The organism is Candidatus Solirubrobacter pratensis (assembly GCF_000425945.1).
Taxonomy (GTDB): domain Bacteria; phylum Actinomycetota; class Thermoleophilia; order Solirubrobacterales; family Solirubrobacteraceae; genus Solirubrobacter; species Solirubrobacter pratensis.
In genome coordinates, this window is record NZ_KE384480.1 from 656,016 (window position 1) to 677,651 (window position 21,636).

Genomic DNA, 21,636 nt, shown 5'->3' on the forward strand with positions numbered 1-21,636 from the left:
CTCTGTTGGTGCCGTACCGGCCGACGGAGAACACGCGAGCCCGCGCCGCCGCCGCGCGGGAGGCGGTGCTGCTCGCGGCGCTCGACCAGCTCGCCGAGGGCGGCTACGCGTCCGCCTCGATCGCCGCGGTCGCGCGCCGCGCCGGCCTGGCGACCGGCTCGGTGTACCGCCACTTCCGCTCCAAGGCGGACCTGTTCGCCGAGGTCTTCCGCGTCGCCGCGCAGCGCGAGGTCGACGTCCTCGCCGCGGTCCAGGGCGACACGCCGGAGGAGCGGCTCGCGGGCTGCGTCGAGGCGTTCGTGCGGCGCGCCCTCGCCGAGCCGGTGCGCGCCTACGCGCTGATCGCCGAGCCCGTCGATCCCGCCGTGGAGGCCGAGCGGCTCGCGTTCCGGCGCGCGTACACGGACATCTTCGCGGCGATCCTGTGCGGCCGGCCGCTCGACGTCGAGCTCGCGGCGGCGGCGATCGTCGGCGCGCTGGCCGAGGCGATGGTCGGGCCGCTCGCGCGCCGCGACCGCGATCCCACCGCGCTCGTGGCCAACCTCCAATCCTTCGTGTTGTCCGCCGTCCGGGAGCCCATTCGTGTCGCTTGAGACCGTCCGAGGGACCCATGAGGTCTTCAACCAGTCCGTCCCGTTCGAGGACGTCGACCTCTTCGGCCTCGACGTCGCGCTGCAGGAGGCGCTCTCGCGCGAGGGTGCGGCATGGGCGGTCGAGCGCGTGCGCGAGGCGGGCGTCGTGGCCGGCTCGGCCGAGGCGCTCGAGCACGGGCGGCGGGCCGAGCGCAACGAGCCGCGGCTGATCACCCACGACCGCTACGGGCACCGCGTCGACCGCGTCGAGCTCGATCCGAGCTGGCACTGGCTGCTCGACGGGGCGGTGGCGCGCGGGATCCATGCGCTGCCGTGGGGCGATCCGCGGCCCGGCGCGCACGTCGCGCGCGCGGCCCTCGAGCTGCTCTGGACGCACGCCAACGCAGGCGTGATGTGCCCGGTCTCGATGACCTACTCAGCCGTGCCCGCCCTCCGCGCCGATGCTGAGATCGCCGCCGAGTGGGAGCCGCGGCTGATCGGCGGGGCGCTGTGCGGGATGGCGATGACCGAGAAGCAGGGCGGCTCCGACGTGCGAGCGAACACGACGCGCGCCGAGCCCGTCGGAGGCGGCTGGTACGAGCTCACCGGCCACAAGTGGTTCTGCTCCTATCCGCCGTGCGACGTCTTCCTGGTCCTCGCCCAGGCGCCCGCGGGCCTGTCCTGCTTGGTGCTCGAGCGCGGCGCGGGGATGGAGTTCCAGCGCCTCAAGGACAAGCTGGGGACCCGCTCGCTGCCGTCGTCGGAGGTCGAGTTCCGCGCCGCGCCGGCGCGGCTGCTCGGCGAGGAGGGGCGCGGCGTGGCGACGATCATCGAGATGGTCACGCACACGCGGCTGGACTGCGTGATCGGGTCCGCGGCGGGGATGCGGCGCGGGGTCGCGGAGGCCGTCTGGCACGCCCGCCACCGGAGCGCGTTCGGCGCGCGGCTGGCGGAGCAGCCCGCGATGGTCAACGTGCTCGCCGACCTCGCCCTGGAGTCCGAGGCGGCGACCGCGACCGCCATGCGGCTCGCGCGCGCCTACGATGAGGGCGATCACGCGCTGCGCCGCTTCGCCACCGCGGTCTCGAAGTACTGGATCTGCAAGCGCGCGGCCGGCCATGCGGCCGAGGCGCTCGAGTGCCTCGGCGGCAACGGCTACGTCGAGGAGTCGCCGATGCCGCGGCTGCTGCGCGACGCGCCGCTGAACGGCATCTGGGAAGGCTCGGGCAACGTGATCGCGCTCGACGTGCTGCGCGCGCTGGCGCGGGAGCCGGACGCGGGCGAGGCGTTCGTCGCCGAGTGCTCGCTCGCCCGGGGCGCCGACGCGCGGCTGGACGCCCACCTGGACGCGCTGACCATGCCATCCGGGGCGTGGGGCGCTCGCCGCGCGGTCGAGGACCTCGCGCTCGCGTTTGAGGCCTCCCTGCTCGTGCGGCACGCGCCGAGCTTCGTCGCCGACGCGTTCTGCGCCTCCCGCCTGGGCGGCGGCGGGCGCGCCTACGGCACGCTGCCGGCCGGCGCGGACGGCGGCGCGATCGTCGCCCGGGCGCTAGACGGCTGAACCCACGACCGGCGACCGCGGGCTCAACCGTCAAAGGTCGACTGAGTACGCCGAGAACACGAGGCTGAACCCCAGGTCGAGGTAGAGCTCGTGCGCGGGGTTGCCATGCGTCACCGCGAGGCCGATCGCCGGCAGTCCCGCCGCGGTCGCGTCGACCAGCATCCGCTCCAGCAGCGCCCGGCCGGCGCCCTTGTAGGCGGGATCCGGATCGCGGAAGCACTCCGCCACCCACGGGCCGCCGAACGGCGGCGTCCCGCCCGAGTCGGTGATGATCACCGCGGCGCGCACGATCCCCTGGCGGTCGACGGCGAGCCCGCTGCAGTCGAGCACCGGGCCGACGACACGGAGCTCGACGATCCGGCGCATCTCCTCCAGCGGGTCCTCGTCGACGCGCGCGGCGCCGTCGGGATGCTCGGGCGGAAAGGCGGCGCGGTAGGCGCCGACGAGGTCGGCGGCGGGCCGGTCGGCGGCTCGCAGCTCGAGCCCGGGCGGCGGCGGGCCGGCGTGCGAGGCGGGGTGGGCGACGAGGTCGCGGGTGAGCACGTAGGAGTGGCGGAACAGGCGCCCGCCGGCGTCCACGAGCGCGCGCCCGAGCTCCTCGCCGGCGACGACGCGCCAGCCCGGCAGCTCGGCGAGGACGATCGGGACGGCGTCCTCGACCGGGGTCTCGAGCTCGAACAGCTCGGCCGAGGGACGCCCGTCGCGCTCGGCCCGCACGAAGCTTCCGACGCGCCTTCCGGCGGTGTCGACGAGGACCTGCCAGCCAGGGCGGAACGGGTCTTGGACGGCGGGCATGCGCCGCGCATGATGCCGTTTCGCCGCCGGACGCGTTCGTAGACTCCGGTCGCATGATGCTCCGCGAGCTGCTCGGGGACGGTCCCGGCGTGGCTGTCACGGGCCTGGCGTTCGACAACCGGGAGGTCGCGCCCGGCACGCTGTTCTTCTGCGTTCCCGGGTTCACCCGCGACGGGCACGACTTCGCGCCCGACGCGGTCGCGCGCGGCGCCGCCGCGCTGGTGGTCGAGCGCCCGCTGGGCCTCGGCGTGCCGGAGCTCGTGGTGGACGACGTCCGCGCGGCGATGGCGCGCGCCGCCGCCCGCTTCTATGGCGATCCGACCGCCGCGCTGACGGTGATCGGCGTGACGGGGACGAACGGCAAGACGACCACGGCCTACCTCACGCGCGCCCTGCTGGAGGCGAGCGGGCGCCGGTGCGGGCTGCTCGGCACCGTGAAGTCGGTCGTCGGCGGGCGCGAGAGCAAGACCGCGCGCACGACGCCGGAGGCGATCGACCTCCAGCGCACGTTCCGCGCGATGCTCGACGCGGGCGACACGGCCTGCGCGATGGAGATCTCCTCGCACGCGCTGGAGCTGCGGCGGGCGGACGCGATCCACGTCGCGGCGGCGATCTTCACCAACCTCAACCAGGACCACCTGGACTTCCATCCGACGATGGAGGACTACTTCCAGGCCAAGCGGCGGCTGTTCGCCTCAGAGCTGACCGGCGCGCGGATCGCCAACGCCGACGACGCCTACGGGCGGCGGCTGATCGACGAGTTCGAGGACGTCGTGACGTTCGCGATCGACCGCGAGGCCGCGTACCGGGCGGTGGACGTCCGCTTCGACGGGACGGGCTCGGACTTCCGGGCGCTGACGCCCGACGGCGAGTTCGAGGCGCGCGTGCCGCTTCCCGGGCGCTTCAACGTGCTCAATGCGCTTGGCGCGTGGGCGGCCGTGCGGGCGGTCGGCGCGCCGGTCTCGCCGAGCTCGCTGCGCGACGCGGGCGTCGCCCCGGGGCGCTTCGAGCCGGTCGACGCGGGGCAGCCCTTCTCGGTCGTCGTGGATTACGCGCACAAGCCGGACGCGCTCGAGCAGGTCCTGCGGGCGGCGCGCGAGCTCTGCTCGGGGCGGCTGATCGTCGTGTTCGGCGCGGGCGGGGACCGCGACCGCGGCAAGCGGCCGGTCATGGGCGAGATCGCGGCGCGGCTGGCCGACGTCGCGCTGATCACGTCCGACAACCCGCGCTCGGAGGCGCCGGAGGCGATCATCGACGAGATCGCTGCGGGCGTCGCGCCCGACGCGCACGCCGTGGTCGAGCGCGACGCGGACCGGCGCGCCTCGATCTTCCGCGCGGCGGCGATGGCGGCGGCGGGCGACGTCGTCGTGATCGCCGGCAAGGGGCATGAGCAGGGGCAGGAGTTCGCCGGCGGACGGGTCGAGCCGTTCGACGACAAGGCGGTCGCGCGCGAGGCGATCGAGGCCGCCGCGAGGTCGCGGGCGTGAGCGCTCCAACCGCCGTCCCGCCGCCGAAGGGGGCGGCGTGATCTCGTGGAGCGCCGCCGAGGTGGCGGCCGCCGCCGGCGCCGAGCTCGTGACCGCCGCGGACGGCGGGCCCGCTCGCGCCGCGATCGACACGCGAGCGCTCGAGCCGGGCGATCTCTTCGCCGGATTGCGCGGCGAGCACGTGGACGGCGGCCGCTTCGCCGCCGCGGCGCTCTCGGCCGGCGCCTGGGGCGTGCTGGTCGCCCCCGAGCACGCCGAAGGGCTCTCCGGCGGCGCCGTGCTCGTCGCCGACGATCCCCTGGCCGCGCTGCAGCGGCTCGCGACCGCCTGGCGGCGCGCGCTGGACGCAGCCGTGATCGGCGTCACGGGCTCGGTCGGCAAGACCTCCACGAAGCAGCTGATCGCCGCGCTGCTGGCGCCCCACCGGCGCGTGGCGGCGAACCCGGCGAACTTCAACACCGAGATCGGGCTGCCGCTGGCCGTGCTCGCGGCGCCGGAGGGCACCGAGGTGCTCGTGCTCGAGATGGGCATGCGCGGGTTCGGGCAGATCGACGAGCTGGCGCGGATCGCGGAGCCCGACGTCGGCGTGATCACGACGATCGGGCCGGTGCACCTGGAGCTGGTCGGCGACCTCGCGGGCGTGGCGCGGGCGAAGGGCGAGCTGCTCGCCCACGTGCCGGTCGCGGTCGTGCCGGCCGGCGAGGCGGCGCTGGAGCCCTACCTCGCGGGCCTCGACGTCGTGCGCTTCGGGCCGGCCGGCGACGTGGTGCTCGAGGAGTTCACGCCGCCGCTGGCGCGGATCCGCGCCCGGGAGCTCGCGGTCATGCTCGAGGTTCCGTTCACGGCGCGCCACCAACTCGTCAACCTGCTCGCCGCGGTGGGGGCGGTACAGGCGGTGGGCGTTGAGCCGTCCGGCCGCGTGGACGTGTCGTTCGGGCCGCTGCGCGGTGAGACCATCGCGTTGCCGTCGGGCGTTCTCGTGATCAACGACTGCTACAACGCCAACCCGCTTTCGATGCGCGCCGCCCTCGACGATCTCGCCACGCACGAGCCGCACGGGCGGCGCGTCGCCGTGCTCGGAGACATGCTGGAGCTCGGGCCGTCGGAGGTCGCCGACCACCGGGCGGTGGGGGAGTACGCGGCCTCCCACGGGGTCGACGTCCTCGTCGCCGTCGGTCCGCTGTCGGCGTCGATGGCCGAGACGTTCGGCGGCGCGGCGCACGCCGTGGCCGACGCCACCGCGGCCGCCGCGCTGACGGCCGAGCTGGTGCGGCCGGGCGACGTCGTGCTCGTGAAGGCGTCGCGGGGCGTGCGGCTCGAGGCGGTCGCCGAGGCGCTCGCGGCCGCCGCGTCTCCGGGCGCCGGCGCGCCCCCCGGCGCGTCTTCGCCCGCGGCGTCTCCGGGCGCCGGCGCGTCTTCGCCCGCCGGCTCGGAGGCCTCCGCCCGTGGGTGAGGTCCTGATCGCGGGGACCGCGTCGCTGCTCATCTGCGTCTTCCTCTCGCCCAAGTTCATCTCGTTCCTGCGTGCGCGGGAGTTCGGGCAGAACATCCGCGAGGAGGGCCCCGAGGGGCATCACGCGAAGGCGGGCACGCCGACGATGGGCGGCATCATCATCTTCACCGCGATCGCGGTCCCGTTCCTGCTGCTGACCGACTGGGACTGGCGCGCGATCGGCGTCTTCGGCACCGCACTCGCCTGTGCGCTGCTCGGCTTCGCCGACGACTACACGAAGCTCGTCAAGCGGCGGTCCCTGGGCCTGCGCGGGCGGACGAAGCTCGTCGTGACGCTGATGATCGCGGTCGGGCTGTGGCTCGTCGCGACGCGCGGCGCCGACCTGCCCGACACGCTGAACCTGCGGCTGTGGGACTACACGCTCAACCTCGGCTACCTCTACCCGGTCTTCATCTACCTGGTCGTGGCCGGGACGACGTCGGCCGTGAACCTCACGGACGGCCTGGACGGCCTGGCCGCCGGCTGCGCCGCGATCGTCCTGCTCGCCTACATCGCGATCACGTTCACGACGGGCCAGACGAGCCTCGCGCTCGTCGCCGGCTGCCTGGTCGGCGCCTGCGTCGGCTTCCTCTGGTTCAACTCGTTCCCGGCGTCGATCTTCATGGGCGACACGGGCTCGCTCGGCCTCGGCGGCGCGATCGCGGGGATGGCGGTGATGACCAAGACCGAGGTGCTGCTGATCATCCTCGGCGGGATCTTCGTGATCGAGGCGCTGTCGGTGCTGATCCAGGTCTTCTCGTTCCAGACCTTCCGCAAGCGCGTCTTCCTGATGGCGCCGATCCACCACCACTTCGAGCTGCAGGCGTGGTCGGAGACCAAGATCATCCTGCGCTTCTGGATCGTCGCCTCGGTCTGCGCGGCGATCGGATTCACGCTGTACCAGCAGTCTGTGCAGTAACTGCGACTTCTTCGTATCGATTCACGCGCGCCGGGCGCGGACCCGCCGGTCATGCGGTCTCGTTCCGGGTCGTGAACCGACCCCGAAGGAGGATGAGATGGATCTGGACCGCATGCGCGAGATCGTCGCGGCGATCCCGGCCGGCGCCTGGATGAGCTACGGCGACGTGGCGGCCGCCGCCGGCGGCAGCGACGTGCACGCGCGAACGCTCAACCAGCGCTTCATCCGCGAGGAGCTGCCCGGCGCCCACCGCGTCCTGAAGTCCGACGGGACGATCGGCGGCACCGCGCTCGGAGACCCGGCCGAGGTCCGCCGCCGGCTCGAGGCAGAGGGCGTGGAGTTCGACGGCGGCCGCGCCCGCCGCGAGTCCCGCATCCGGCCGCCGGCGCTCGAGGCCGCGGCGTGAGCACGGCGCCGTCAGCGCGCGGCCCGCGCCGCCGCCCCGTGGTCTGGCTCCTGGGCATCCTGCTGGCGCCGGTGGCGTGGCTCGGCGCCCCCGAGGCCGCCGGCGCGGCAACCTACCGCGTCGACACCTGCGGCGGCGGCGCCCGTCCGGGTTGGTCGTCGTTCAACTCCGGCTACGCGTCGGCGGCCGGCACGGACGGCTGCGCGAGCGGCGGGCCCGGGATGTGGGCGAGCATCGCCGGCGGTCCGCTGGACCTCGCGGGCTGGCGCTTCACCGCGCCGGAGGACACCGAGATCGCCGGCTTCAGCGTCGCGCGGTCGTTCGCGCTGGCCGCCGTGCGCCCGTTCGGGGCCTCCGAGTTCGTGCTGCGCACAGAGGGCCCCGGCCAGGGCTACCAGGACGTCTACTCGAACCTCGGCGGCGGCGCGTTCTACGGCGCGCTGTTCGGCGAGAGCGCGGGAGGGCTGTCCGGTCAGCGCACGCTCTCGGTGTGGGTCCATTGCGGCGGCGGCGACCGCTGCACCGGGGCTTCGAGCGTCAGCGTGTACGCCGCGCGGATCGAGCTCCGCGACGACATCGCGCCGGTGATCTCGGCAGTGTCGGGCACGCTCCTGGCCGGCGGCCCGCTGAAGGGGACGCGCTCGCTGTCCTACGGCGCGTCCGACCGCGGCGGCGGCCTGCTGCGCGAGCAGCTGCTGGTCGACGGGTGGGCCGTCGTGGACCGCGCGGTGAACCCCGCGCGATGCTCCGGCGACGGTTCCGGCACGCCCTACACCGCGCTCGTCCCGTGCCCGCTCTCGGCGTCGAGCACGCTCGCGCTCGACACGACCCGGCTCGCCGAGGGCGCGCACGAGGTGGAGCTCTCGGTCTGGGACGCCACGGGCGTCAACCGCGCGCGGCAGGGTCCGTTCCCGATCGTCGTCGACAACGTGCCCGCGCCCGCGAACACCGCGCCGCCGCGCATCACCGGGACCGCCGCGCAGGGCGCGACCCTCGTCGGCTCCGACGGCGCGTGGAGCGGTTCGGGCCTCACGCTGACGCGGCGCTGGCAGCGCCACGAGGACGGCGGCTGGCAGGACGTCGCCGGCGCCGGCGGCGCGACCTACACGGCGACGGCGGACGACGCCGGACACCGGCTGCGGCTGCGCGTGGTCGCGGCGAACGCCGAAGGCGTGACCGACGCGTACTCCGAGCCGACGGCGCCGGTCACGGCCACCGCGGCGCCCAGCCCGAGCCCGCTTCCGTCCGCCTCTCCCGTGCCGCCGCCCGTGGCATCTCCGACGGCCGAGCCGGCGGCGCTGCTGACGGCGGCGTTCGAAGCCTCGGGCCGGACGAGTGCGACGCTCCGCTGGGGCCTCACGCGGCGCATCGCCGGCACGCTGCACCGCTCCGACGGGCACCCCGTCGCCGGCGCGAAGGTCGCGATCAGCACCCGCGCGGTGGGCGCTCTGCCGCTGGCCCAGCGCCCCGTCACCACGGATGCCGCGGGCCGCTTCACGTACGTGCTCGGAGCCGGTGTCTCGCGCCAGGTCACGTTCTCCGCGCACGGGGCGAGCGCGACCGTCAGCGTCCGCGTGATCCCGCACGTCGTCCTCCGCGTCGCGCGGGCCGCGGGCGTCGTGACCCTCTCGGGGCGTGTGGTCGGCGCGCCGTCCGGGCTCCGCAAGCGGGTCGAGCTGCAGGCACGCTCCGGGCGCGGGTGGCGGACGTTCGCCACCACCCGCCTCGCGCGGACCGGCGCGACGTTCCGATACCGAACCCGCTCGGCGGCCCGGAGTTTCCGCGCCGTGGTGCGCGCCGAGCCCGGATGGCCGTTCCTGACCGGCGCGAGCCGGAAGTGAGCGCGGCAGCGCCGGGCTGCGGTGCGCTTCGTGACCGGGGCGGGCGGGCAGCGAGCGCCCGCCCCGCCTCCCGGACGGCGATTTCTGACCGGCGAGAACCGCGGACGGGCGCCGCGCGCCGGCCCTCGCGAGGTGCCGCGGTCGCGGCCGCATTCCACGGAAGGCGTCCGCCTCGCGGTGTCGAATGGCGAGTGGATGCGCCCACGCCGCCAGCAGCAGCAGCCACTCGAGCACCGACTGCTGCTGACGGCCACGTTCTGCCTGCTCGCGGGTGGTGCGGTGATGGTCTACTCGGCCTCATCGGCGCGCACGCTGCTGCAGGGCCAGGGCGACGGGACCGGGTTCCTGCTCAAGTACGTCGCGTACGGAGCGGTCGGGCTGCTGGGGATGAACATCGTCTCGCGCATGCCGCTGGACGTCTTCCGCCGCTACACGCCCGCGCTGCTGATGGTCGCTTTCGGCATGCTGGTGCTCGTGCTGATGCCGGGCCTCGGCCTGCGCATCAACGGCGCGCGGAGGTGGATCGGCGCCGGCCCGCTGCAGTTCCAGCCGAGCGAGATCATGAAGCTCGCGCTCATCCTGCATGCGGCGGGGATGCTGGCCGCGCGGCCGAGGATCGCGCGCTCGCTCCGGACGGTCGCGGGCCCGATCCTCGGCGTCGGCGGCTGCGCGCTGCTGCTGATCGCCGCGCAGCCCGATCTCGGGACCGCGCTCGTGATCTCGGCGACGCTCGCCGCGATGCTGGTGGCCGCCGGGCTGCCGATCCGCCAGCTCGGCCTCGTCGCCGGTGTCGGCGGGTTCCTCGTGCTCATGTTCGCGATCGTGGAGCCGTACCGGCGCGCGCGGCTGACCGCGTTCCTGAATCCGTGGGCCGATCACGGGGCGTCCGGCTATCAGGCCGTGCAGGGCCAGATCGCGATCGGCTCCGGCGGCCTGTTCGGCCACGGCCTCGGCGCTTCCGTCCAGAAGACGTCCTACCTTCCGGAGGCCCACACCGACTTCATCCTCGCCGTCATCGGGGAGGAGCTCGGCCTGGTCGGCATCCTCGCGCTGCTGTCGCTCTACGGCATGATCGGGTACGCCGGCCTGAGGACCGCCCGCAACGCCAAGGGCGCCTACGCCAAGCTGCTCGCCGGCGGTCTGACCTCGCTGATCCTGTGCCAAGCCCTGCTCAACGTCTATGCCGTGCTCGGCCTCGCGCCGCTCACCGGCGTCCCGCTCCCGTTCATCTCGTCCGGCTCCACGTCGCTGATCGTGCTGCTCGCCGCGATGGGGCTGCTGCTCAACGTGGCCGCGGGCGGCTCCGCGCACCTGCGCGCCGTCCCGGCACGGCCGAAGGACTCGCGTGACCGAGCCGCGGCCGAGCGAAAGCAGCGCCGCAGCGCAGGCGCGGAGCGCCCCCGCGGCCGCAACGGCGGCCACCGCGGCCCACGCCGCGCCGCGAGCTGAAGGCGCCGCGATGACATCGCCGCAGCACCCCGGCGGGCCGGCGCCCGCGGGCGAGACCGGCGCGTCGGCGGACGCCCGCGAGTCGAGCGCCGCGTCGGTGCAGGCGCGTGCCGCGGCGGGGCCTGCGGCCGCTCCCGTGCGCGTCGTGATCGCCGCCGGTGGGACGGCGGGGCACGTCGTGCCCGCGATCGCCGTCGCGGACGCGCTCCGGGCCGCCGGGGCGGAGGTCTCGTTCGTGGGCGGGCAGCGGGCGGAGGCCGAGCTCGTGCCCGCCGCCGGGTACCCGATCGACACGCTGCGCGTCGAGGGCATCAGCCGCACGAACCCGCTCAAGGCCGCCCGCGCCGTCGGGCGCGCCGGGCTGGCACTGAACGCCGCCCGCAGGATCCTCAAGCAGCGCGGCGCGGACGTCGTGCTCGGCGGCGGCGGATACGTGGCGGGACCGGTCGGCGCCGCGGCGGTCGCGCTGGGGATCCCGCTCGTGCTCGCCGAGGCCGACTCGCACCTCGGCCTCACGAACCGCCTGCTCGCGCCGCGCGCTCGCCGCGTCTGCCTCGCGTTCCCGTTGAAGGGTCGCGAGGGCGAGCGCTACCGGGTGACCGGGCGCCCCGTGCCGCCGCGCTACACGGATCGCGCGCAGGCTCGCACGCAGCTCGGCATCGGGCCCGAGGAGACGTGCGTGCTGATCTTCGGCGGCTCGCTCGGCGCGCGCTCGATCAACCTCGCGGCGCCGGAGGCGTTCGCGGCGGCGCCCTACCGCGTCGTCCACGTCGCCGGCGCGCGCGACTACGCCACGATCACGCCGCCGAGCGAGCGATACGAGCTGCTCGAGTACCTGTCGCCGTTCGGCGTCGCGCTCGCGGCCGCCGACCTCGCCGTGGCCCGCTCGGGCGGCTCGGTGTTCGAGCTCGCCCAGCACGGGCTGCCTTCGGTGCTCGTACCGTACCCGCACGCGTCCGCCGACCACCAGACCACGAACGCCCGCTGGCTCGCGGAGCGCGGCGCCGCGGTGATCGTCCCCGACGCCGAGCTCACGCCCGCACGGCTGCGCGAAGAGGTCGACGCGCTGATCGCCGACCCGGCGCGCCGCGAGGCGATGGGCGCCGCCGCACTCGCGCTCGCGAAGCCGCACGCCGCGAACGACATCGCCGCGGAAGTGCTCGCGGCGGCGCGTCACGAGGCGTAGAGAGAGGCCCGCGACGCTGCGCGACGCGCGGCGTCCCGGCGAGTGACCGCGGGGCGTGGGAGCGCCGGCCCGGCGTGAACCCGCGGCGTGCCGCTGCCCGACTCCGCAACACGCCCGATCCCACAGCCGCTGGCCCGCCCTTGACGGCGCCGCCGGCGAGGAGTACGTTCCTCCAAACCCGATTCGACAATGTCGAATCGAAGTCCCACGGGGGAGGAGAGATGGAGACATACTCGCTCGGCCAGCGCGCAGCGGCCGAGACGCTCGGCACCGCCCTGCTGGTGCTCGTCGGACCGGGGTCCGTGGTGGCGACGCTCGCCCTCGCGGGTGACGCCAAGCCCGCGATCACCGGTGCCGACCTGCTGGGCATCTCGTTCGCGTTCGGGCTCATCATCGCCGCGGTCGTGTACGCGCTCGGGAAGGTCTCGGGCTGCCACATCAATCCGGCCGTGACGTTCTCGCTCGCGCTGACCAAGCGCTTCCCATGGCGCGAGGTCCCCGCCTACTGGGCGGCGCAGGTGCTCGGCGCCGTCATCGGCGCGTTCGCCATCTGGGCCGTCTTCGCGCACCAGGCGATCGACCTCGGCATGGGCATGACGTCGTTCAACAGCGACACGACGAGCTGGGCGGCGGCGATCGTCGCCGAGGGCCTCGGCACCTTCATGCTGATGTTCGCCATCCTCGGCATCGTCGACGGCCGCTCGCCGTCAGAGCTCGCCGGGCTCGTCATCGGCGGCGCCGTGGTCGCGATCATCATGGTCATCGGGCCGATCACCGGCGCCTCGCTGAATCCGGCGCGCGCGTTCGGGCCCGAGCTCGTCTCCGCGATCGGCGGCGGCGCGACGCACTGGGGTCAGCTGATCCCCGTCTACGTCCTGCCCGGCCTCGTCGGCTCCGGCCTCGCGGCCTACCTCTACGACTACCTCGCCGAGCCGCGCAAAGTCCAGCGGCCGGTCAAGACCGCCGTGTCGTCCGATGACCGCGTGGCGGTCACCCACTGAAGAGGAGCATCATGGCCACCGTGACCCAACCGATGCGCAAGCTCCTCAACGACCCGGAGCAGATCGTCAAGGAGTCGCTCGCCGGCCTCGCGGCCGCGCATGGCGACATCCTCCGCGTCGACGCCGGCGCGCAGATCGTGGTGCGTGCCGACGCGCCGCGCCAGGGCAAGGTCGCCCTCGTCTCCGGCGGCGGCGCAGGCCACGAGCCGCTGCACGGCGGCTTCGTCGGCCTCGGCATGCTCGACGCGGCGTGCCCGGGCGCCGTCTTCACCTCCCCCGTGCCCGAGCAGATGCTCGCCGCCACCCAAGCGGTCGACGGCGGCGCCGGCGTCGTGCACCTCGTGAAGAACTACACGGGCGACGTCATGAACTTCAAGCTGGCGGCGGAGGACGCCGCCGACGAAGGGATCGGCGTCGAATCCGTCCTGATCGACGACGACGTCGCCGTGCAGGACTCGCTCTACACCGCCGGGCGTCGCGGCGTGGGCGCCACGGTGCTGGCGGAGAAGATCGCGGGCGCCGCGGCCGAGCGGGGCGACGACCTCGCCGCCGTGGCCGCGGTCGCGCGGCGCGTCAACGAGCGCGCGCGCTCGTTCGGCATCGCGCTGTCGTCGTGCATCCCGCCCTCGGCCGGCAAGCCGATCTTCGACCTGCCGCTCGGGGAGATGGAGGTCGGCATCGGCATCCACGGCGAGCCGGGACGGCGGCGCGAGCCGCTCGGCACCGCGCACGACGTCGCCGCCGAGATGGTCGAGGCGGTGATCTCCGACCTCGCGCCCGCAGCCGGCGCGGAGCTGCTCGTGTTCACGAACTCGATGGGCGGCACGCCGCAGCTGGAGCTCTACGTCCTGCACGGGGAGATCGAGCGCGCGCTGGTGGACCGCGGGCTGCGGCCCGCGCGGCGGCTCGTCGGGCCGTACATCACCTCGCTCGAGATGGCGGGCGCGTCGCTGACTGTGCTCGAGCTCGATGACGAGCTCGCCGCGCTGTGGGATGCTCCGGTGCACACCGCCGGTCTCCGCTGGGGGGTCTGAGCGAGTGGACACCGCCGTGGGAAACGCCGTCTCCGTCACCGCCTGGATGCATGAGGCCTTCGCTGCCGTCGCGGCGGAGGCGGATCACCTGACGCAATTGGACTCGGCGATCGGCGACGGCGACCACGGCGTGAACCTCACGCGTGGCTTCCGGGCGGTCGAGCAGGCGCTCGCCGATCAGGACGGCACGCCGCCCGGCAAGCAGCTGATCCTCGCGGGAAAGACGCTCGTGTCGACCGTCGGCGGCGCGAGCGGGCCGCTCTGGGGCACGGCGCTGCGTCGCGCCGGGCGGGCGCTCGGGGACGCGGCGACGCTCGACGGGCCCGCGCTCGCCGGCGCCCTCGAGGCCTCGCTGGCCGGCGTGGTCGAGCTGGGCGCCGCGGAGCCGGGCGACAAGACGATGGTCGACGCCCTCGGGCCGGCGGTGGAGGCGCTGCGCACCGCCGTCGACGGCGGCTCGTCGCTCGCCGACGCGATCGCCGCGGCCACAGACGCGGCCGCCGCGGGCGCCCGGTCGACGGTCCCGATGCAGGCCCGCAAGGGGCGCGCGTCGTATCTGGGCGAGCGCTCGATGGGCCATGAGGATCCCGGAGCGGCGTCGACGACCCTGATCGTCGCGGCGCTCGGGCGGGCGATCACCGCGGGCGACTGATGGCCGAGCGCATCCTGCCGGGCCTGCCCGCCGCGCCGGGGGTCGCCACGGGCCGCGCGCGCGTGCTCGCGGCTGCCATCGACTCCGGTCCGGTCGCGGACCGCGACGAGGAGCTGGCGCGCGCCCGGGCCGCGCTCGCGGAGGCCGGCGCGCAGCTCGAGGCGCTCGCCGCGCGCCTGCGTGCGGAGGGACGCGGGGAGGAGGCGGAGATCGTCGAGACCGGCGTGCTGATGGCCGCCGACCCGGCGCTCGACGCCGCCCTGGAGGCGGCGATCCTGACGGACGGCCTCGCGGCGGCGGCCGCGCTGGTGCGAGCCTGCGCGATCCACGCCGACGCGATCGCCGCGCTCGGGGACGAGACGCTCGCGCTGCGCGCGGACGACGTCCGCTCGCTCGGGCGCCGCGCCGCCGCCCTGGCCGCCACGGGCGCGTCCGCCTCCGGCGGCTCGGCGCCTCCCGCCGCCGGCGCCCCCACGGTCCTGATCGCCGAGGACCTCGGGCCGGCCGACGTCGCCGAGCTCTCGCCCGACGTCGTCGCCATCGCGCTCGCGGCCGGCGGCCCCTCGGCGCACGCCGCCGTGATCGCGCGCGGGCTCGGGATCCCGATGGTCGTCGGCGCCGGAGCCGGAGTGCTGTCGCTGGACGGCGACGTGCTGGTCGACGGCGATCGCGGCGAGGTGGTGGCCGAGCCCGCGCGCCAGGTCGCCGAGCGGCGCGCCGTCGTCGCGCGCGGCCCCGGACGCACGCGGGACGGCGAACCGGTCCGCATCCTCGCGAACGCCGCCGGCTCGGCGGACGTGCGCGTGGCGCTGACGGCCGGCGCCGAAGGCGTCGGGCTGCTGCGCACCGAGCTGGCGTTCCTCGACGCGCCCGCGTGGCCGGATGAGGCCGCGCACCGCGCCGCGCTGGAGCCCGTCCTGCATGCGCTGGCCGGCCGCACCGCGACCGTCCGCGTGCTCGACTTCGGCGGCGACAAGACACCGCCGTTCCTGCGCGGGACGGACGCCCGCGGGATCGCGCTCCTGCGCTCCGCGCCCGCGGCGCTCGCCGCTCAGCTGCGCGCGATCGAGGCGGCCGGCGCCGGCACCGACCTGCGCGTGCTGCTGCCGCTGGTGCATGGGGCGGAGGACGTGGACGCCGTCCGCGCGCTCGCTCCGCGGGTGACCATCGGCGCCATGCTCGAGACCGCGGACGCGATCGGCGCGGCCGATGAGATCGCCGCCGCCGCCGACTTCCTCTCGATCGGCACCAACGACCTGACCGCCGACGTCCTCGGCGCGGACCGCTTCGCGCCCGGCGCGACGGCGACGCACGACCCGCGCATGGTCCGGGCGATCGTCCGGGCGGGCGAGGCCGCCGCCGCCCACGGCCGCGTGCTGGAGGTGTGCGGCGAGGCGGCGTCGGACCCGCGCATGATCCCCCTGCTGATCGGCGCGGGCGTCACCGAGCTGAGCGTGGGCGCGGCGCGCGTGGGGGAGACGTGGGAGCGCGTCGCGGCGGTCGACTCGCGCGACGCCGCGCGCCTGGTCCGCGCCGCGGCGAACGCGCCGGACGCGGCCGCGGTCGAGCGCCTACTCGGTCAGGCCGGCCACGCAGGCGGCGAGCGCCTCGACGGCCCCGGCCGCATCGTCCCCGCCGGCCGACAGCCGTAGCGAGGTGCCGCCCTTGGCGCCGAGCGAGAGCACCGAGAGCAGGCTCTTGGCGTCCGCCTCACGACCGCCGGCGGCCACCGTGATGCGCGCGCCGCTGAAGCTCATCGCGAGGCGCACGAACTGCGCCGCCGGCCGCGCGTGGAGATCGACGTCCGCGGGAAGCACGACGGTCGCCTCGGCGGCGGGGGGCGATCCCGCGGCGGCGGGCGGCGATCCCGCCGCGCCGGGGCGCGGCGATCCCGCGTCCGGCTCAGAGCTTCGGGACGGCACGGGCCTCCTCCGCCGCACGCGCGACGTCGTCGATCGGCAGCCCGGCCGACGCCGTGACGGCGGCCGCCACCGCGCCCTCGACGAGCGGGGCGTCGAGCAGCCGCACGTTGCCGGTGCCGTTCGCCGCCTCGAGCACGGCGCGGACGGTGAGGATCGCGCTCCCGAGGTCCCCGAGCACGACGACGCCGTCGCCGCTGTCGGCCGCCTCGATCGCCGCGGAGACGAGCTCGGCGTCGGTCCCGAGGCCGCCGTCAGGCGTGCCGCCGGCGCCGTGGATGGCCACGTCCGGCCCCGCCATCTGGGCGGCCAGACGGGTCGTCCCGACGGCGATGTCCCGGCTGTGCGATACAACGACGATGCCGACCATTCTGTCGGGCAAATCTACACTACCGAAGGCAATTCGACAATGCCGAATCGGCTGGCAGGATGAGCGAAGTCGACGAACAGACCGCGCAGGCGGGCCGGCGGCGGGGGACGATCCAGTCCGTCGACCGCGCCGCGCGCATCCTCAAGGCGCTCGCGGGCGGCCCGCGGCGCCTCGGCGTGAGTCAGCTCGCGGACCAGCTCGGCCTCCCGCGCCCGACCGTCCACGGCCTCCTGCAGACACTGCAGCAGCACGGCTTCGTCGAGCAGGACCGCGACTCCGACAAGTACCAGCTCGGCCCCGGCCTGCTGCACCTCGGCTCCTCCTACCTCGACCTCAACGAGCTGCGGGCGCGCTCGCTCGTCCACGCCGAGCGGCTGGCGCAGCGGACCGGCGAGGCGGTCCGGGTCGGGGTGCTGCACGGCGCGCACGTCGTCGTGGTCCACCACGTCTTCCGCCCCGACGCCGCGTTCCAGGTGCTCGAGGTCGGCGCCCAGCTGCCCGCGCACGCGAGCGCGCTCGGCAAGGCGATGCTCGCCTACGCGCCCGCGCACATCCTCGACGAGCTGACCGCCGACCCGCTCCCGCGGCTCACCAACAAGACGCTCGGCGCGACCGCGCTCACCGCCCAGCTCGACGAGGTCCGGGCGACCGGCCTCGCGCGCGAGAAGGACGAGGCCGTGCTCGGCGAGGCCAGCCTGGCGGCGCCGATCGCCGACCACGCGGGCCATGCGGTCGGGGCGATCGGCGTCGTGGGCGACACGCGGCGGATCCTTCCGCGCGGCCCCGCCAAGGGCATCGCCGACGCGGTCGCCGACGCCGCGCGCAGCATCTCGCGCGAGCTGGGCGCGCGCGGCGGGCTTCTAGGGTTACCGCCCACATGAAGCAGCTCGCCTACATCACCCAGGGCCACTCCGAGTACGACCCGCGCCTGCGCGAGCTGCTCGACGCCACCGAGATCGACCCCGAGGAGTTCATCGGGCTCGACTACTTCTCGCTGACGCCGTTCTTCGCCCTGGCAGGCGCCACGATCGAGCCGGACGCCCACTCGCACGGCACCGACGTCCACGTCACGGGCGTCAAGGTCCTCGTGCCGGAAGAGCTCGAGGACGCCTTCCTCGCGACGCTGCCGGAGATCCTCGCCGACGCCTACGCCGAAGACGAGGGCTGAAGCAACCCGCGCTCGACCACCACGGCGAGCGCGAGCGTCTTGTAGCCGGCCTCGTCGAACAGGACCACGACCGAGTCGTCGTCGTAGCGCTGCACGACGCCCGCGCCCCACTGCTCGTGCTCCACGCGCGTGCCCACGGGGAACGGGACGTCGGCCGGCGGCGGCCCGGTCAGGCCCTTCTCGCAGTTGTCGCAGCGCCCGCACGGCGGCGTGAACTCCTCGCCGAAGTACGAGAGCAGGAACGCGCGCCGGCAGTCGGCGGTCTCCGCGTAGGCGCGCATCATGTCCACGCGCGAGCGCTCGAACGAGCGCCGGCGCTCCTCCGCCTCGGCCGCGGCGCGCAGGGCCTCCGCGTCGTGCTCGCGCGGGTGTACGGAGCCGTCGGCCTCGACGTGCAGCGCGCCCGCCTCCTCCAGCCGCGAGAGCGCGGCCGCAAGCTTGGTCTCCGACAGCCCGGCCTGCGAGCGCAGCGCGCCCGGGTCCTCGACGCCGTGATCGACCGCGTCGAGCACGCGCGCGAGCTCGTCGACCTCCAGATGGCCGCCGCCGGCGAAGAAGCGCCGCAGCCCCAGGTCCTCCGGGCGGTAGAAGAGCACGATCTCGGCGTGCTCGCCGTCGCGCCCGGCGCGGCCGGCCTCCTGGTAGTAGGAGTCGACCGACTCCGAGATCTCGGCGTGGAAGACCCAGCGCACGTCCGGCTTGTCGATCCCCATGCCGAACGCGGTTGTCGCGACCACGACTTCGAGCGACCCGGCGCGGAAGCGCTCGTGCACGTCGGAGCGATCCGCCGGGCGCATGCCCGCGTGGTAGAAGGCCGCGCGCTCGCCGACGGCCGCCGCGAGCTCTTCCGACTGGCGGCGCGTCGCGACGTAGACGATGCCGGCGCCCGGCGACTCCGCGATCCGCTCCTCCAGCGCCCGCAGCTTGCGGTCCTCGGAGCGCTCGCCGTAGAACGGGGCGACCTCGAAGCGGAAGTTCGGGCGGTCGAACCCTCGGATCAGGACGGCCGGGTCGCGCAGCCCGAGCCGCTCGACGATCTCTTCGCGCACCGGCGGCGCCGCCGTCGCCGTCAGGGCCAGTACGGGCGGGCGCCCCAGCGCGTCGAGCGCGGCGCCGAGGCGCAGGTACTCGGGCCGGAAGTCATGCCCCCACTCGGAGATGCAGTGCGCCTCGTCGACGACGAAGAGCGAGATCTCGGCCACCGCCAGCTCGTCCAGCACCTCCTGGCGCGCGAGCTGCTCGGGCGCGAGGAAGACGAACTCCAGCGCGTGCTCGGCCAGCTCGGCCAGCGCGCGGTCCTGCTCGGCGCGCGGCAGCGACGAGTTCAGCTGCGCCGCGCCGCCCGCGGCATGCTCGCTCAGCGCGTCGACCTGATCGCGCTGCAGCGCGATCAGCGGCGAGACGACGATCGTCGCGCCCGGCGTGAGCAGCCCGGCGATCTGGTAGATCGCCGACTTGCCCGCGCCGGTCGACATCACCACGAGCGTGTCGCGGCCCGCCAGTGCCGCCTCGATCGCCTCGCGCTGGCCCGGGCGCAGCGCCTTGAAGCCGAGCGCCTCGCGCGCGACCCGCTCGATCCGGGAGTCGTCGTCCATCCCTGCCACAGTGACAGCCCGTGTGGAGCGATCGCATCCTGCACTTCGTCGGGATCGGCGGCGCCGGCATGAGCGGGCTCGCTCTGGTCGCGAGCGCGCTGGGCGCGCGCGTGACCGGATCCGATCGTGCGCCCTACGCCGGTCCGCTGCGCGATCTCGGCATCGAGCCCACCGTCGGCCACGCCGCCGCGAACGTCCCCGCCGGCGCCGAGGTCGTCTACAGCAGCGCCATCCCGCCCGACAATCCGGAGCGCGCCGTCGCCGAGCGGCAGCTCCACCGCGCCGACCTGCTCGGCGAGCTGACGCGCATCAAGCCGACGATCGCCGTCACCGGGACGCACGGCAAGACGACGACGTCCTCGATGCTCGTGCACGCGATGCGCGGCGCCGGGATGGACCCGAGCTACCTGGTCGGCGGGGAGGTGCGCTCGACCGGCTCCAACGCGGGCTTGGGGAGCGGGGAGTGGCTGATCGTCGAGGCCGACGAGTCCGACCGCTCGCTGCTCAAGCTGCAGCCCGCGATCGCGGTGCTGACCAACGCCGAGCTCGACCATCACACCACCTACGCCTCCCAGCGTGACGTCGACGACACCTTCCGGGAGTTCCTGGCGAAGGCCCGCGAAGCGGTGATCTGGGACCGCCCGAACCTGCTCGCGCTCGCCGGCGCGACGAAGACGACGCCGTTCGACGCGCGTCCAGAGCTGACGCCGGGCGGCTCGCGCTTCACGCTGCACGGCGTAGAGGTCGCGCTGCCGGTGCCGGGCGAGCACAACGCCCGCAATGCCGCCGCCGCGCTGGAGGCCGCGCGCCTCGCCGGCGCGGACCTGGCGGCCGCGGCGCGCGCGCTGCAGGACTTCGCCGGCGCCGGGCGCCGCTTCGAGCGCCTCGGGGCCACCGTCCACGGCGCGCTCGTCGTCGACGACTACGCCCACCATCCGACCGAGGTCGCCGCCACGCTCGCCGCCGCCCGGACGCTCGAGCCGGCGCGCGTGATCGCGGTCTTCCAGCCGCACCTGTACTCGCGCACGCAGCGTGAGGCGCGCCAGTTCGGCCAGGCGCTGGCCGCCGCGGACCTCGCCGTCGTCCTGGACGTCTATCCCGCGCGCGAGCGCGCCGAGGACCACCCGGGCGTCAGCGGCCTGCTCGTCGCCGAGGCGACGGCCGACGCCGCGGGCGGCAAGCGCGTCGCGTGGCTGCGCGACATCCCCACCGCCGAGCGCTTCCTGCAGAGCGAGCTGCGCGCCGGCGACCTCGTGCTCACGCTCGGCGCCGGCGACGTGAATCGCCTCGGCCACGCGCTCGTAGCAGGGACATAAGCGTCCGCGCCGAAGCACTGCGGCGAGGCTCCTCCCAGCCTCGCCCATCGCCCATGACGTTCCCTTCGAGATTCCCTGTCCGGAGCCGCGTCGCCGTACTCCGGCTCGCGCTGCTCGCGATCGGCGTCGCCGTGCTCGCCGCCGGCGGCTGGCTCTGGCTGCGCGACTCCGGGCTGGCCAAGGTGACGAAGGTCTCGGTGACCGGGGCGACGACCTCGGAGGCCGGGCGGGTGACCGCCGCGCTCGACGCGGCGGCGCGCAGCATGTCGACTCTGCACGTCCGCGAGCGCGTGCTCGAGGATGCCGTCGCGCCGTATTCGTCGGTCGCGTCGGTACGGGTGAAGACGAGCTTCCCGCACGCGATGACGATCCAGGTCGTCGAGCGCAAGCCGGTCGCGGCGCTCGAGATCGGCGACAGCAGGCTGCCGGTCACCGGCGGCGGGTTCGTCCTGCGGGGCATCACCGCCGATCGCGATCTTCCGACGATCCAGCTGTCGCGGCCGGTCGCCGGCAAGCGCATCACCGACAAGCGCGTGCTCGGGGCGCTGGAGGTCGCCAAGGCGGCCCCCGCTCCGCTCCTGCACGCCGCCCAGCAACTCAGCGTGCAGCCGCGCGGCGTGGTCGTCGAGCTGCGCCAAGGGCCCGAGCTGGTGTTCGGCAACGGCCAGGAGGCGCTCGCCAAGTGGACCGCCGCGGCGCGTGTGCTGGCCGAGCCGTCGGCCGCCGGCGCGACGTATCTCGACCTCTCCGTTCCCGGGCGTGTGGCCGCCGGAGGGCTCGCTCCGGTCGCCGATCCGACACCCGACCCGAACGCTCAACTTCAGGGTGAGAATGGCCCAACCGTCAATCCGTAGTCGAGAGTTTTGGCGTTTG

21 protein-coding genes are annotated in these 21,636 nt (G+C 75.1%); 17 read left to right on the top strand and 4 right to left on the bottom strand.

Annotation, left to right across the window (positions count from 1 at the left end):
- The first annotated feature begins 8 nt into the window (after window positions 1–8).
- Window positions 9–593, top strand: coding sequence for a TetR/AcrR family transcriptional regulator (locus H958_RS0127695; protein ID WP_028061031.1), 585 nt, complete (start codon window positions 9–11; stop codon window positions 591–593).
- Entirely contained in the window at window positions 583–2,133 is a 1,551-nt protein-coding gene (locus H958_RS0127700; protein ID WP_028061032.1) for an acyl-CoA dehydrogenase family protein, read from the top strand. The genes H958_RS0127695 and H958_RS0127700 overlap by 11 nt, the downstream gene beginning before the upstream one ends.
- Before the next feature lie 30 nt (window positions 2,134–2,163).
- On the opposite strand, the gene H958_RS0127705 is transcribed toward H958_RS0127700, so the two are convergent.
- Entirely contained in the window at window positions 2,164–2,928 is a 765-nt protein-coding gene (locus H958_RS0127705) for a GNAT family protein (RefSeq protein ID WP_028061033.1), read from the bottom strand.
- A 53-nt stretch (window positions 2,929–2,981) separates the two neighbouring features.
- On the opposite strand from H958_RS0127705, the gene H958_RS0127710 reads away from it, so the two are divergent.
- From H958_RS0127710 to H958_RS40850, 11 genes are all read left to right on the top strand, one after another.
- Window positions 2,982–4,415: a UDP-N-acetylmuramoyl-L-alanyl-D-glutamate--2,6-diaminopimelate ligase gene (locus H958_RS0127710; RefSeq protein ID WP_028061034.1), complete on the top strand. Its 1,434-nt coding sequence runs from the start codon at window positions 2,982–2,984 to the stop codon at window positions 4,413–4,415.
- A gap of 37 nt (window positions 4,416–4,452) precedes the next feature.
- Entirely contained in the window at window positions 4,453–5,868 is a 1,416-nt protein-coding gene (locus H958_RS0127715) for a UDP-N-acetylmuramoyl-tripeptide--D-alanyl-D-alanine ligase (RefSeq protein ID WP_028061035.1), read from the top strand.
- Entirely contained in the window at window positions 5,861–6,826 is a 966-nt protein-coding gene (gene mraY, locus H958_RS0127720; RefSeq protein ID WP_028061036.1) for a phospho-N-acetylmuramoyl-pentapeptide-transferase, read from the top strand. Before H958_RS0127715 ends, mraY begins: the two co-directional genes overlap by 8 nt.
- A gap of 97 nt (window positions 6,827–6,923) precedes the next feature.
- Entirely contained in the window at window positions 6,924–7,232 is a 309-nt protein-coding gene (locus H958_RS40840) for an MGMT family protein (RefSeq protein ID WP_051324892.1), read from the top strand.
- Window positions 7,229–9,073, top strand: a complete 1,845-nt coding sequence (locus H958_RS0127730; protein ID WP_028061037.1) for a hypothetical protein — start codon at window positions 7,229–7,231, stop codon at window positions 9,071–9,073. The genes H958_RS40840 and H958_RS0127730 overlap by 4 nt, the downstream gene beginning before the upstream one ends.
- A 195-nt stretch (window positions 9,074–9,268) precedes the next feature.
- A complete protein-coding gene (gene ftsW, locus H958_RS40845; RefSeq protein WP_156028333.1) occupies window positions 9,269–10,522 on the top strand; it encodes a putative lipid II flippase FtsW in 1,254 nt (417 codons plus the stop codon).
- A gap of 10 nt (window positions 10,523–10,532) precedes the next feature.
- Window positions 10,533–11,708, top strand: a complete 1,176-nt coding sequence (locus tag H958_RS0127740) for a UDP-N-acetylglucosamine--N-acetylmuramyl-(pentapeptide) pyrophosphoryl-undecaprenol N-acetylglucosamine transferase (protein WP_081686408.1) — start codon at window positions 10,533–10,535, stop codon at window positions 11,706–11,708.
- A gap of 221 nt (window positions 11,709–11,929) precedes the next feature.
- Window positions 11,930–12,709, top strand: a complete 780-nt coding sequence (locus tag H958_RS0127745) for an MIP/aquaporin family protein (RefSeq protein ID WP_028061039.1) — start codon at window positions 11,930–11,932, stop codon at window positions 12,707–12,709.
- Window positions 12,710–12,741: 32 nt separating this feature from the next.
- Entirely contained in the window at window positions 12,742–13,743 is a 1,002-nt protein-coding gene (dhaK, locus tag H958_RS0127750; RefSeq protein WP_028061040.1) for a dihydroxyacetone kinase subunit DhaK, read from the top strand.
- Window positions 13,744–13,789: 46 nt separating this feature from the next.
- Window positions 13,790–14,395: a dihydroxyacetone kinase subunit DhaL gene (dhaL, locus tag H958_RS0127755; protein ID WP_051324974.1), complete on the top strand. Its 606-nt coding sequence runs from the start codon at window positions 13,790–13,792 to the stop codon at window positions 14,393–14,395.
- Window positions 14,395–16,047: a putative PEP-binding protein gene (locus tag H958_RS40850; protein ID WP_051324894.1), complete on the top strand. Its 1,653-nt coding sequence runs from the start codon at window positions 14,395–14,397 to the stop codon at window positions 16,045–16,047. Before dhaL ends, H958_RS40850 begins: the two co-directional genes overlap by 1 nt.
- Here H958_RS40850 and H958_RS0127765 read toward each other — a convergent pair.
- Window positions 15,967–16,317, bottom strand: coding sequence for an HPr family phosphocarrier protein (locus H958_RS0127765; protein ID WP_081686338.1), 351 nt, complete (start codon window positions 16,315–16,317; stop codon window positions 15,967–15,969). The genes H958_RS40850 and H958_RS0127765 overlap by 81 nt on opposite strands.
- Entirely contained in the window at window positions 16,298–16,684 is a 387-nt protein-coding gene (gene dhaM, locus H958_RS0127770; protein WP_037411517.1) for a dihydroxyacetone kinase phosphoryl donor subunit DhaM, read from the bottom strand. The genes H958_RS0127765 and dhaM overlap by 20 nt, the downstream gene beginning before the upstream one ends.
- Before the next feature lie 59 nt (window positions 16,685–16,743).
- On the opposite strand from dhaM, the gene H958_RS0127775 reads away from it, so the two are divergent.
- Entirely contained in the window at window positions 16,744–17,565 is an 822-nt protein-coding gene (locus tag H958_RS0127775; RefSeq protein WP_051324895.1) for an IclR family transcriptional regulator, read from the top strand.
- Window positions 17,562–17,852, top strand: a complete 291-nt coding sequence (locus H958_RS0127780; RefSeq protein WP_028061045.1) for a hypothetical protein — start codon at window positions 17,562–17,564, stop codon at window positions 17,850–17,852. The genes H958_RS0127775 and H958_RS0127780 overlap by 4 nt, the downstream gene beginning before the upstream one ends.
- Here H958_RS0127780 and H958_RS0127785 read toward each other — a convergent pair.
- The gene (locus tag H958_RS0127785; protein WP_037411518.1) at window positions 17,831–19,447 is read right to left on the bottom strand and encodes a RecQ family ATP-dependent DNA helicase; all 1,617 of its coding nucleotides are present in this window, start codon (window positions 19,445–19,447) and stop codon (window positions 17,831–17,833) included. The two genes, H958_RS0127780 and H958_RS0127785, sit on opposite strands and share 22 nt — an antisense overlap.
- A 20-nt stretch (window positions 19,448–19,467) precedes the next feature.
- Here H958_RS0127785 and murC point away from each other — a divergent pair, with 20 nt between their 5' ends.
- Window positions 19,468–20,763 (top strand): UDP-N-acetylmuramate--L-alanine ligase, encoded by a 1,296-nt coding sequence (gene murC / locus H958_RS0127790; RefSeq protein WP_028061047.1) that lies wholly within the window; start codon window positions 19,468–19,470, stop codon window positions 20,761–20,763.
- A gap of 53 nt (window positions 20,764–20,816) precedes the next feature.
- Window positions 20,817–21,617: a cell division protein FtsQ/DivIB gene (locus H958_RS0127795; RefSeq protein WP_028061048.1), complete on the top strand. Its 801-nt coding sequence runs from the start codon at window positions 20,817–20,819 to the stop codon at window positions 21,615–21,617.
- The last annotated feature ends 19 nt before the right edge of the window (window positions 21,618–21,636 follow it).